The following is a 12,530-nucleotide window of genomic DNA, read 5'->3' on the forward strand; positions in this document are numbered from 1 at the left end:
AGCGCTCCTCTCTTCCCGCTAGCGGGTCAGCTCCTCCAATGCCTCCGGACTCCCCCCGGCAATGACGATGTCGGACGGCACCAAGACCATTCCTTCCTCCACAGGGACGAAATCGCCGTTCGACCCCCGCACAGCGATGACCTGTACGCCCTTGTCCCGCCAGATCGTGTCGCTCAGCTGTCGATCGCAGAGGCCCTTCGGCGCGCTCATGCTCGTGACCGAATACCCAGGTGCGATCTCGGCGAATTCCCGGAACTGCCCTCCGAGCAGGTGCGCGACGCGCCGTCCAGTGTCGCGCTCAGGGTGAACCACGTGGTGGACACCGAGCTGCGAAAGGATGCGTCCGTGAGCCTCCGAATTCGCTTTAGCCCACACATCCGGCACCCCCGCCTCGATCAGGTTAGAGGCGGTGAGAATCGACGCCTCCAGGTGGGTGCCCACGGCGAGGACCACATGTTCGACGTCCTCCAGCCCCAGTTGTGCGAGTGCTTCCGGGTCCGTCGCATCGGCGATGACCGCCTCGGTCAGATACGGAGCCTGTTCCCGGACGGCCTTTGCATCGGAATCGACGCCAAGCACCTCCACGCCGTTTGCCGTCAGCTCCGAGGCGAGCGACGTGCCGAAGCGTCCGAGTCCGATCACCATGACCGGCGCGGTATCGAGGCGGTGCGAGCTCTTGCCGTTTTGAGCGTTCTTGTGTGAGCGAAATGGATTAACCAATGAAGGGCCTTTCTTCCGGGTAGCTGAACCGCCGGTGGACAGCAGTGGTGGCCAATGCCGCCACCAGGGTGACCGGTCCGATCCTGCCGAGGTACATGATCAAGCAGAGGATGAGTTGGGACGGAGCAGACAGTGCTGCGGTGATTCCCGTGGACAACCCGGCAGTACCGAATGCCGACAAGACCTCGAAAGCCACCTGGTCGCCAGAGAACTCTGGATCGAGCAGGCGCAGTGCGGCTATGCCGCATAAGGCAACGAGCGCTCCCGCGAACGCTAGCGCTAGGGCCTGCCTGACCACTGCCTCCGGCACCGTCCGCTTCCCCACTGCTGTCTCCGCGCGTCCCCTGAACTCCGAGGCCATCGCGGCAATGAGCACCGCGGCGGTAGTCACTTTGATTCCGCCGGCGGTGCCTGCGGAGCCACCGCCGATGAACATCAGCGCGCCGGTGACCATCAGTGTGATCGGATGGGCGTCGGCGTAATCGACGGTGTTGAATCCGGCAGTGCGCGGGGACGCCCCAGAGAAGAACGCGTTGAGCACCTTCTCCCAAACCGGCATATCCCCGAGCAGGCCGCGCCACTCGGCGACCGCGAAAAGAACTGAGCCAGCGATGAGCAAAACAATAGTTGACGTGAACGTCAGTCGCGCTGTCAACGACATGCGGCGCGCTCCTGGTGTACGGTTCCGCACCCGGGACGCCACTTCCACCCACACCGGAAAGCCGAGACCGCCGCCAATTAACGCCGCGGCGATCGGGAGCAGGATCCATGCGTCCGCGGCAAACGGCACCAGATTCTGGCTTTCGGTGCTGAAACCGGCGTTATTGAAAGCTGAGACGGCGTGGAAGGCCCCCTCCCACGCGGCCCGGCCGATCGAATGGCCGTAGCCCACCACGAATCTCGCGGTGAGCACCGCAGCGACGACCGCCTCGGCAATCAAGGTGAAGAGCAGCGTGAACAGTAGCGTGCGCCGGATTCCCCCGCCGGTCATCGGCCGGCCTTCCGCAGCACCTGTCCGGCGTGCCCGGAGACTGATCTTGCCGGTAATGACCATCCCGGACAGAGACGCCAGGGACATGATTCCCAGGCCCCCGCATTGAATCAGCAGGATAATGACGACTTGGCCGACCGGGGTCCAGTACGTGCCTGTGTCCTCGACGATGAGGCCCGTCAAGGACACCGCCGACGTCGCCGTGAACAAGGCCGGAAGGAACGGTGTCCAGTCATGCCCCACGGCGGAGACCGGCAGCATAAGCAACCCGGTTCCTACCAGGATGAGCAGGAGAAAGCCGACGGCAGTCAAGCGCGCCGGACTAGAGAGCCCTCGTGAGGGCGTGGGTTTCACAGGTGGAAAGCCTACTCCCGCGCAAGCACCGCAGGGAAGACTTTTCCGTGGAAGTTGGAAGACGTCACCAGCCGCGCTCGGCGAGACGGTGCGGTGCCGGCAGGTCTGCGACGTTGATGCCCACCATCGCCTCGCCGAGGCCGCGGGATGCCTCTGCCACCGCAGCGATATCGTCGTAGTTCCTTGTCGCCTTCACCACGGCGGCGGCGCGAGCTTCCGGGTTGCCCGATTTGAAGATCCCGGAACCGACGAACACGCCATCGGCCCCGAGCTGCATCATCAGAGCGGCATCCGCAGGTGTGGCCACCCCGCCCGCCACGAACAGCGGAACTGGCAGGCGGCCGTGCTCGGCCACGGACACCACGAGGTCGTACGGTGCCTGCAATTCCTTCGCTGCCACGTAGAGCTCGTCCCGGTTGCCATTCCACAGCGCTTGCAGCCCCGCGATCTCGGCGGTGATCGTGCGGAGGTGCTTCGTCGCTTCCGACACGTCGCCGGTGCCGGCTTCGCCCTTGGAACGGATCATCGCGGCGCCCTCGTTAATACGCCGCAACGCCTCGCCGAGATTTGTCGCGCCGCACACGAACGGCACCTCGAAGTCGCGTTTGTCAATGTGGTTCACGTAGTCCGCGGGGCTGAGCACCTCGGATTCATCGACGTAGTGCACGCCGAGATGCTGCAGCACCTGCGCCTCGACGGTGTGCCCGATGCGTGCCTTGGCCATCACCGGAATATCCACCGCCGAGAGAATCCCCTCGATCAGGTCCGGGTCCGACATGCGTGCAACGCCTCCCTGCGCGCGAATGTCGGCGGGAACGCGTTCCAGCGCCATCACCGCGACGGCGCCGGCTTCTGCCGCGATCGTCGCCTGCTCCGGGGTGACCACGTCCATGATCACTCCGCCTTTGAAGGTGTCCGTCAATTCAGCCTTGTTCAACTGCGTCGAGAAGAAAGTCATGCGCTCAAGCTTCGCGCGCATACTGGTAGATTCCAAGAGCCAGTAGTTCGCTAATTCTTTAGACCAGTTGCCATGCTTATCAACGTCTCCCGCGCCCTCCCCATCCCCCTCACCGCTCAAGTCGCATCTTCACTTCGGTCGGCGATCTCTTCCGGTGTGCTGCGCCCGGGCGACGAAGTCCCGTCGACCCGGGTTCTCGCCGGACAGGCCGGCGTCTCCCGAGGCACGATCGTTGCCGCCTACGACCAGCTGGTCAGTGAAGGGTACCTGACCGCCACCCAGGGTGCGCCGACCCGAGTCAATCCTTCGCTTCCAGCGGTGGGATCCCGGCACGCTTCGCCCTCGGCGCGCTGCGGCGACTTTTCGTCCGTGGATTCGGCCGGGAATGCCGTCGGTGATCTGACAGAGACAGAGTCCGGCCACCGAGCTCCACGACCGACGGGGCGGGCAGCGTCTCCGATCTCGTTGAAACCATCATCCGGTCACGCGGGGGCGATCCGGCCTGCTGCCTGGAGACAGGCCTGGCGTGAGGCTGCCGCGGACCCGGCTACCGTTACCGAATCCACGGGGCAAGTTGAGATCCGGAACGCGCTCGCTGAGCACCTGCGTACAGGGCGCGGAATGCGCGTGGACAGGGAGAATATCGTGGTCAGCGGCGGCACACGCGAGGGGCTGATGCTGGTGCTCATGGCGATCGGCGATGGAAAGCCGTTGCGCATCGGGGTCGAAGATCCCGGTCACCCGGGTCTGCGCAAGATCATCCCGTTGGCGGGTCACACGGTCGTGCCGTGCAGCGTCGACGATGCTGGGATCGCCGTGCAGGATTTGCCGCAGGTGCTACCGCACGTATTGCCGGAAGCCTTGTCGGATGCCCAACCGGACGCATTACCTGACAACCTCGACGCTGTGATCGTCACTCCCTCGTTCCAGTACCCGCTGGGCGCATCGATGCCGGCTGCGCGCCGCCGCGAACTGCTGGATTGGGCCGCGACGACCGGAACCGTGGTCATCGAGGACGACTTCAACGCCGAGCTCCGCTACCGCACGGCACCGCTGCCTCCTCTCGCCGCACTCGAGACGACGGCGCACGTTGTCACCCTCGGCACTTTCTCGACTCTGCTGAACAGATCGGTTGCCGCCGGGTACGTGGCCACGACGTCTCCGCTGGCGCACGATCTCCGCCGCACCCGCGCCATGCTGGGCATGCCCGTTTCGGCGGTCACCCAGCTCGCCATCGCGCACCTGCTCCGCAACGGGCATGTCCGCCGGAACACCAAATCGGTGCACAACCAGCTCGCCCGGCGTCGAGACGTCATTGCTGCGCGCATCATCCCGCAGCTCGCGGCACATGGTGCCTCAGTGACGGAGATGGCGGAGTCCAACGGTGTTGACCTCGCGGTCACGTTTCCAGACTCCCCCGCGCGCGATGACTTTGCCCGAGACCTTCGGCAACGCGGAATCGAAGCCGGCCGCCTCGATGCTCTGTGGTCTGGGCGCGACGACGGCCTTATTCTCAGTTTCGCGCACCTCTCGGAGCCCGACTTCGAGCGGGTCTGCCGCGAATTGGAGGCCATGTCCCACCCGGCTCATCCGTAGAAATTCGCCCAAGCTCCGCGGCCGCTTCGATGCAGCCACAAAAGCGGCAGCTACAGCACCTCGGCGGCGACGACGCGCTTGCCGCTGCGCCCCGTGATCCGCGCCCATTCATCGGGGTTGGACACGTTGGGCATGTCCTCGCTCTCGTCCTGTTCCATCCTCACAGCCACGCGCAGGTGCTCGGCACTCACCCCGTGTCCGCGACCGTCGATCTCGTCCTTGATGGCCAGCTTTTTCGCCCGGTCGACGATATTCGCGATCATCGCCCCCGACACGAAGTCCGCATAGTGCAAGGTCTCCTCTGAGCCGTCCACCAGCGTGAGTTTCACGAAGGGGCGGGGGGCGAAAAGCTTATCGAGGGCTGCGTCGATAAGCTCCCCCGTGCTCCCCTCGCGGGGGACGCTGTCGGTGAGGTAACGCGCGAAGATCTCGCGTGCCTCGCTACGGTCAGGGCGGTCGATGCGGATCTTGATGTCCAGGCGCCCGGGCCGGAGAATCGCCGGGTCGATGAGCTCTTCACGGTTGGTGGCACCGATCACGATGACATTGGCGATGTCCTCGACTCCGTCGATCTCGGTGAGCAACTGCGGCACGACCGTGGTCTCCATGTCCGAGGAAACCCCCGATCCGCGGGTCCGGAAAATCGATTCCATTTCGTCGAAGAAAATGATTACCGGACGTTCCTCACCGGCGAGCGCGCGTGCGCGCTCGAAGATGAGGCGGATGCGCCGCTCCGTCTCCCCCACGTACTTGTTCAGCAGTTCCGGGCCTTTGACGTTGAGGAAGTGCGCCTTCGCGCCGACGCCGATCCGCGTCGACAGTGAATTCGCCACAGCCTTGGCAATCAGCGTCTTGCCGCACCCCGGTGGACCGTACAGGAGCACGCCTTTCGGCGGCTTAAGGTCGTAGGTCCGGTACAGCTCCCGGTGCGTGAACGGCAGCTCGACAGAATCGCGGATCGTCTCGATCTGTGAACGCAGACCCCCGATGTCGTCGTACGTGACGTCGGGGACTTCCTCCAGCGACAGTTGGTTGACCTCTGTTTTCGGGATGCGCTCGAAGGCGTAGCCTGCTTTGGAATCGATGAGGACTGTGTCGCCAGCGCGGGCCTTCTCCTGCAGAACCTTGGTCAAGTGCACCACCTGCTCTGCGCCCTGCATGTCTGCCACAATCGCCCGGTCGTGGCCGATGCGTTCCGACAGAGTGGCCAACTGGCCGGTCTTCGCGTAACCGCAGGCCTCTACGACAACGGTACCTTCTCCGAGCCGCACCACGCCCCCCGGTGCGAGCGTGCCCGGCTCCACCGCCGGCGATACATGCAGCCGCATCCGGCGCCCCGAGGTGAAGACTTCCGCCTCCTGCCCGCGTCGCGCGGGCCCGAGGTAGATCCCGTACGTCGACGCCGGATCGCCGAGCGCCTCCACCTGAGCGTTCAAGTCCTGCAGCTTGTCGCGTGAGGACTTCAGCAGCTCCGCGAGCCGTTTGTTCCGCGCGGACAGGGCGCGGTTCTGGGCCTTCAGCTCAGCGTGCTCAGCGCCCCCGGCGCACTCGACGTGCTCAGCGCGGCGAGAAGCGCTGGAGCCCGGAGTGGCGCTCGGGCTGGTGACCGGGGTAGCGCACGAACTGGGGTCTGCCGGGGTTTCGGGATCGTGTGGACGGGTCATGGTTGTAAAGCCTAACGGCGGGCGCGGCGTTGGGGACGGGGAGGCGTGACGCCGTCGGCAAGCCGGCGCGTCCAGACAAGGAATGCGGTGTGGGCGTTCATTCGGTGCTCGGGGCGGGTCGCCAACCCCTCGACCTTCCACTCGCGCAGCAGTGTCTCCCACGAGCGGGGTTCGGTGAAGCACTTCGCTTCGCGGATCGTCTCCACGATGTTCATGAGCTGCGGGACGGTGGCCACATACGTCATGAACACGCCGCCCGGAATCAGGATGTCTTTGACAGTGTCGATGAAGTTCCACGGCTCCACCATGTCCAAGATCACGCGATCGACCGGGCCGCCGAGCTCGTCGACGGTGATTTCGCCGAAATCGCCGAGTTTCGGTGTCCACCACTCCGGTTCCCCGCCGAAGTAGTCCGCGACGTTATCGCGGGCGTATGCGAGGTGGTCGTCGCGGATCTCGTAGGAGAACACGTGCCCCTCCGGGCCGACGGCACGCAGTAGTGACATCGTCAGTGCGCCCGATCCGGCGCCTGCCTCGAGAACGCGGGCCCCCATGAAGATGTCGCCCTCCACGAGGATCTGGCCCGCGTCTTTCGGGTAGATCACGGCGGCGCCGCGGGGCATCGACAGAACATGGTCGACGAGCAGGTGCCGGAAGCAGAGAAAATCGGACCCCAGCGTGGACTTGGCCACAGTGCCCTCATCGGCACCGATGATGTCGTCGTGGTACACGATGCCCTTGTGCGAGTGGAACTGGCCGCCCGGTGTGAGCTCGATGGTGAAGTGACGGCGCTTCGCGTCCGTCAGCTGGACTTTATCGCCGGGTTGGAACGGTCCGGAATACATCGGTCTCCTTCGTGAGCTCGAGTGGAAGCGACGCGTCTACGCGCCAGAAAAGTATGCCGTAAGAGCGTCGGTGAACCATAGTTGGTCCTGGATCCCTGCAAGCTCACGCGCCGAGTGCATCGACAACAGCGGCACCCCGACATCGACGGTAGGAATTCCCAGACGCGTCGCAGAGATCGGTCCGATCGTCGACCCGCACGGCACGGCGTTGTGGCCGACGAAAGTCTGTACCGGCACCTCCGCGGCGCGGCACGCGCGGACCCAGGCAGCCTCCGTGACCGCGTCAGAGGCGTAGCGCTGGTTCGCGTTGATCTTCAGCACCGGCCCGCGATTCATCAGCGGGCGGTGCGTCGGGTCGTGCTTACCCGGGTAATTTGGGTGCACCGCGTGAGCGGCGTCAGCTGAGACAAACAGCGAATTCGCGTACACCTCGAGCGGGTCGCCGAGCGACGCCGAGATCTTCTCCAACACGCGCTCCAGCAGCGGACCGCCAGCACCGCTTGTCGACGCCGACCCCACCTCCTCATGGTTGAACGCCGCGAGCACCAGAACGTCTCGGGGCTCGGCGGCGTGGGCGGCTGCGCCTCCCTCCGTCGCGCCCGTCGCGGCGATCATCGCTTTCAACGAGGCGTGGACGCTCGACAGGTTGTCCATCCGTCCTGCCGCGAGCGTGTCGCCGAGCACCTCCGGCGCTTGAGCATCTGCCGAGATGAGCTCGTGGGACACAATGTCCTCGGGTTTCACGGCACCGCCGTCCGGTCCGCGCACCCCGGCGGCGCGGAGCTGCTCCGCCACAATGTCCAGCACAGGCTGGTCCACTCCCATCACCGGCTGCATGTGCACCTGCCGGTCGAGTTCTGGGGCGTCGCTGCGGTACAGGTGGATGGCCAGGTTCGGGACGCGGGCGATGGGAGGGGTGGAAACGGTGTGGGTGGTGCCGTCGATAAGCGCGACACGTCCTGCGAACCGTAACTCGCGGTCGAACCACGAGCTCAGGATCGGCCCGCCGTACACCTCGACCGCGAGCTGGCGGAATCCTTCGCGCACGACGTCGGGGTCGGGCTTGAGCATGAGCCCCGGCGAGTCCGTGTGCGAGCCGATGATGCGCATCGCCGGGCGGGGGTTCTCCGGGATCCACCACGCCACAACCGCGCCGCCCTGCACGAGAACATGCCCGCCGGGCTCCGCTCCCGTGTCTTCGGTGAACCCTGCGGCCACGAGCTCGTCGCGCACATTCGCCGCGGCGTGGAACGCGCTCGGGCTCGCCGCCAGGAAATCTGCGAAATCGCTGATCTGCATGAGCCCTACTCTATGATGTAGCGCGATATGACTCCACGACCGCTCGCCCTGTCACCGTCCCGCGCCAACGACTACCAGCAGTGCCCGCTGAAGTACCGCCTGCGCGCGATCGACCGCATCCCCGAACCCAAGACGGAGGCGCAGGTCAAAGGAACCCTCGTCCACGCCGTGCTCGAAGCGATGCACGGGTGGCCGCGCGAGCAGCGCACCTTCCCCGCCGCCGTGAAACAGATCAAGCCAGCATGGGAATCGCTTATCAGCGAAGACCCGGCCGCCACCGAACCCATCGAAGACGAGTACCAATTGTTTGTCGACGCCCGCGATCTCCTCCGCGGCTACTTCCTAATGGAAAACCCCCACGGCTTCGACTCCCACGAGCAGGAGATGTACGTCGATGCCGTCCTCCCCAACGGGGTGCCCGTGCGGGGATTCATCGACCGCGTCGACATCGCTCCGACCGGTGAAATCCGCGTCGTCGATTACAAGACCGGTAAGAAGCCGCTGCCCCGTTACTCCGCCGAAGCCCAGTTCCAGATGCGCTTCTACGCACTTGTGTACTGGCGCCTCTTCGGGACAATCCCCCACCAGCTCCGTCTCATGTACCTCAAGGTGATGGACTCGATGTTCCTCACCCCCTCCGGCGAGGAACTCGAATACTTCGAGCGCGATCTGGGCGACCTGTGGGCCAAGATCGAGGCCGACGGTCGCTCCGGCAGCTTCCGCCCCTCGACCTCCAAGCTGTGCAACTGGTGCTCGTTCCAGAGCCTCTGCCCTGCGTTCGGAGGCACTCCGCCGCCCTACCCCGGTTGGCCCGGCTCCACCGCTGACGCTGCCGCCGACGCCGCTGCAGCCGAGCCGGCCAGCGCAGATAGTCAAACTCGGGGCACCGAAGCGCTCCGAGTCGGCGACGCGCCCGCCGGCGAGCACCCCACCGACTAGCTCCTAGAACCTGCGGCTCAGAGAGAACGGGCTTGGATAAAGCCGCGTGTGGAAAAGCGGCTTGGGAAAAGCCGTAAGGAAGAACTCGGCTTAGAAGTTAGAACAGGCCGCTGATGACGCCGTCGGCGTCGACGTCGATGTTGTTGGCGGCGGGCACCTTCGGCAGCCCCGGCATGGTCATCACGTCGCCGGTGAGCACGACAACGAAACCGGCGCCGGTGCGCGGAAGCAGACGCTGAACGTGCAGGGTGTGCCCATCGGGCGCGCCAAGCGCGGCTGGGTCGTCGGAGAACGAGTACTGCGTCTTCGAGATGCACACCGGGAGCGTGTCCCAGCCGTTGTCCTTGAGCAGCTGGAGGTCACGGCGGGCGGCGGCGGAGTACTGGACGTTGTCGGCGCGGTAAATCTCCCGGGCGATGGTCTCGATGGATGCCTCTGTGCCGGCAGCTGGGTCGTACAGCGGCGCCGAGGTTCCGCTCGACAGTGTGGTCAGCAGCTTTTCAGCCAAAGCGGTCGCACCATCGCCGCCCTTGGCCCACACCTCAGCTTCCTCCAGTGCGACACCGAAGTCGTCGGCCCAGGCGCGCATGAATTCGCGCTCGGCGTCGGTGTCGGAGGTGAAGAGGTTGAGCGCGACGACAGGCTCGACACCGAATTTGCGCACGTTCTCCATGTGACGCTCGAGGTTGGCTACGCCGGAGCGGAGGGCATCGAGGTTTTCGTCGGTAAGCTCCCGCTTGGGCACGCCGCCGTTGTATTTCAGCGAGCGGATCGTCGCCACGATCACGGCGCCCGCCACGTCGAGGTCGCCGTAGCGTGCCTTGATGTCGAAGAATTTCTCGGCACCCAGGTCCGAGCCGAAGCCAGCCTCAGTAAGCACAATGTCCGCGCACCGACGCGCGGTTTGCGTTGCGACGAGCGTGTTGCACCCGTGCGCGATATTCGCGAAGGGGCCGCCGTGGATGAACGCGGGGGTGCCGCCGAGTGTCTGCACGAGGTTCGGGTTGATGGCGTCCTTGAGCAGTGCCGCCAACGCGCCCTCAGCGTGGAGGTCGCCGGCGGTCACCGGCTCCTTGTCGTAAGTGAGCCCGATGGTGATCCGTGCGAGGCGCTCCTTCAGGTCGCCGAGGTCGGTGGCCAGACCCAGAATCGCCATGATCTCGCTGGCGGCTGTGATGGTGAAGCCGGTTTCGGCAGGGTTGCCGCTGCCCGGTCCGCCCAGGCCCGTGACCACGTTGCGCAGGGAACGGTCGTTCACGTCGAGGCAGCGCTGCCAGGTGACGCGGCGGGCGTCGATACGCAACTCGTTGCCGTGCTGGATGTGGTTGTCGATCATGGCGGCGAGCGTGTTGTTCGCGCTGGTGATCGCGTGGAAGTCGCCGGTGAAGTGGAGGTTGATGTTCTCCATAGGGACGACCTGGGCGTAACCGCCGCCGGCGGCGCCGCCCTTAATGCCCATGACCGGACCCAGCGACGGTTCGCGCAGAGCGACGGCGGCGTTGTGGCCAAGCTGCGCAAGCGCGTCGGTGAGCCCGATGAGCATGGTGGACTTGCCCTCGCCTGCCGGTGTCGGCGAGACACCGGTCACGAGCACGAGCTTGCCATTCGGCTCAGCGTCAAGGGCTGTCACATCCACTTTGGCCATTGAGCGGCCGTACGGAACGAGGGCGTCATCCGGGACCCCGGCCTTGGCCGCGATGTCCGCGATGGGTTCGAGGGTGTGCGCCTGCGCGATTTCTACGTCAGTCTTCGGGTGCGTCATGCACTCCAGCCTAGGCGAGGCGCACGTACGACCCCCTAGATCAGGACCGCGCCAAAGGCATAGCCGAGGAGAACTGAAAGGGCGATGCAGATCGCCCCGGGGACGATGAACGGGTGGTCGAAAACGTACTTGCCGATGCGCGTGGAACCGGTGTCATCCATCTCCACCGCGGCGAGCAGCGTCGGGTACGTCGGCAGCACGAACAGCGCAGACACTGCCGGGAACGCTGCGACAGCTGTCAGCGGGCTCACACCGATGGCGAGAGCTGCGGGCATGAGCGCTTTCGCCGTCGCGGCCTGCGAGTAAAGCAGCGAAGCCGCGAAGAACAGCACGACGGCGAGGAGCCACGGCTGCGACTGCAGGACGTTGCCCGAGATGTTCTGGATGTCTTCGATGTAGTGGTTGATGAACGTCGTGCCCAGCCACGCGACACCGAGCACGCACACCGTCGCCGACATTCCGGAACGGAACACCTGGGTGCCCAGGATCTCGGCGGCGGAGATCTTGGTCACAATCACGATAATGGCAGCTGCGGCGAGCATGATGGCCATGATCGCCTCGTTGCGTGGAATCGTCGGATCCGCAATCAGCCCGACCTGGTCGGAGATCAGCGTCGCGTACAGCATGACCACGAGAATCGCAATCAGGAAAATAACTACCGACGTCTTCGCCGCCCGCGTCGGCGCATATCCGCTTTCCGATGCCGGTGCCTTCACCAAACCGTCCGCCACCCTCTGCTGGTAGATCAGATCGTCGGTGAGGTCCTTTCCCATGCGGTTGGCGATCCAGGCTGTCGGGAAGATGGCAAGGAACGTCGCCGGAATCATGACGCCAAGCAGCTGGAGGTAGCCGACACCTTGCGGCTCCAGGATGCTCGCCATGAACACCACAGCCGCGGAGATCGGAGAAGCCACGATAGCCATCTGCGATGCGATGACTGCCACCGACAGCGGGCGGGAGGGCCGGACCTTCCCTTCCTTGGCCACTTCGACGATGACCGGCAACGTGGAAAATGCCGTGTGGCCGGTGCCGGCGAGAACCGTCATCAACCAGGTCACGATCGGCGCGTAGAGAGTGATCCGTTTCGGGTCGCGGCGGAGGAACTTCTCCGCCAGGTAGACGAGGTAGTCCATGCCGCCGGCGAGCTGCATCGCGGAGATCGCGGCGATGACGCACATGATGATGCCGATGACGTCAAACGGAATATCGTCGGCCGTCACCGTCATGCCAGTCATGCCGAGCAGGAGCACTCCGAGACCGCCAGCGAAGCCGATGGCGATCGAGCCGTAGCGCGCACCGAGAACAATCGCGCCGAAGAGAATGATGAGCTGTACAAGAAGCAGCATTGCGGGAACCTTTCACGCATTGTCCCGGCCGCCTTGAGCCGGCGGCCTCACCTGTT

10 protein-coding genes are annotated in these 12,530 nt (G+C 65.0%); 2 read left to right on the forward strand and 8 right to left on the reverse strand.

What is annotated here, in order from left to right:
• Positions 1 to 18: 18 nt before the first annotated feature.
• The 3 genes from QYQ98_RS01120 to pdxS form a co-directional block, all read right to left on the reverse strand.
• On the reverse strand, positions 19 to 720 hold the full coding sequence (locus QYQ98_RS01120) for a TrkA family potassium uptake protein (protein WP_367881634.1): 702 nt from the start codon (positions 718 to 720) through the stop codon (positions 19 to 21).
• Positions 713 to 2,023: a TrkH family potassium uptake protein gene (locus QYQ98_RS01125; RefSeq protein WP_302006944.1), complete on the reverse strand. Its 1,311-nt coding sequence runs from the start codon at positions 2,021 to 2,023 to the stop codon at positions 713 to 715. The genes QYQ98_RS01120 and QYQ98_RS01125 overlap by 8 nt, the downstream gene beginning before the upstream one ends.
• A 106-nt stretch (positions 2,024 to 2,129) precedes the next feature.
• Positions 2,130 to 3,023 carry a pyridoxal 5'-phosphate synthase lyase subunit PdxS gene (gene pdxS / locus QYQ98_RS01130; protein ID WP_302006946.1) on the reverse strand — a complete coding sequence of 298 codons (894 nt, stop codon included), beginning with the start codon at positions 3,021 to 3,023 and terminating at the stop codon, positions 2,130 to 2,132.
• A gap of 72 nt (positions 3,024 to 3,095) precedes the next feature.
• Between pdxS and QYQ98_RS01135 the strand changes: the two genes are divergently transcribed.
• A complete protein-coding gene (locus QYQ98_RS01135; RefSeq protein ID WP_302006947.1) occupies positions 3,096 to 4,619 on the forward strand; it encodes a PLP-dependent aminotransferase family protein in 1,524 nt (507 codons plus the stop codon).
• A 50-nt stretch (positions 4,620 to 4,669) separates the two neighbouring features.
• On the opposite strand, the gene arc is transcribed toward QYQ98_RS01135, so the two are convergent.
• From arc to QYQ98_RS01150, 3 genes are read right to left on the reverse strand one after another with little or no spacing between them, the layout of a single operon-like run.
• The gene (gene arc, locus QYQ98_RS01140; RefSeq protein WP_302006948.1) at positions 4,670 to 6,283 is read right to left on the reverse strand and encodes a proteasome ATPase; all 1,614 of its coding nucleotides are present in this window, start codon (positions 6,281 to 6,283) and stop codon (positions 4,670 to 4,672) included.
• Positions 6,284 to 6,294: 11 nt separating this feature from the next.
• A complete protein-coding gene (locus tag QYQ98_RS01145; RefSeq protein ID WP_302006950.1) occupies positions 6,295 to 7,128 on the reverse strand; it encodes a tRNA (adenine-N1)-methyltransferase in 834 nt (277 codons plus the stop codon).
• A gap of 36 nt (positions 7,129 to 7,164) precedes the next feature.
• On the reverse strand, positions 7,165 to 8,427 hold the full coding sequence (locus QYQ98_RS01150; protein ID WP_302006951.1) for a M18 family aminopeptidase: 1,263 nt from the start codon (positions 8,425 to 8,427) through the stop codon (positions 7,165 to 7,167).
• Positions 8,428 to 8,454: 27 nt separating this feature from the next.
• Here QYQ98_RS01150 and QYQ98_RS01155 point away from each other — a divergent pair, with 27 nt between their 5' ends.
• Positions 8,455 to 9,366, forward strand: coding sequence for a RecB family exonuclease (locus tag QYQ98_RS01155; RefSeq protein WP_302006953.1), 912 nt, complete (start codon positions 8,455 to 8,457; stop codon positions 9,364 to 9,366).
• Between the two features lie 97 nt (positions 9,367 to 9,463).
• On the opposite strand, the gene QYQ98_RS01160 is transcribed toward QYQ98_RS01155, so the two are convergent.
• Positions 9,464 to 11,128, reverse strand: coding sequence for a formate--tetrahydrofolate ligase (locus QYQ98_RS01160; protein WP_302006955.1), 1,665 nt, complete (start codon positions 11,126 to 11,128; stop codon positions 9,464 to 9,466).
• A 35-nt stretch (positions 11,129 to 11,163) separates the two neighbouring features.
• Entirely contained in the window at positions 11,164 to 12,474 is a 1,311-nt protein-coding gene (locus QYQ98_RS01165) for an anaerobic C4-dicarboxylate transporter (RefSeq protein ID WP_302006956.1), read from the reverse strand.
• Positions 12,475 to 12,530: the final 56 nt, after the last annotated feature.

This window comes from Corynebacterium sp. P3-F1, from assembly GCF_030503635.1.
Lineage (GTDB): Bacteria > Actinomycetota > Actinomycetes > Mycobacteriales > Mycobacteriaceae > Corynebacterium.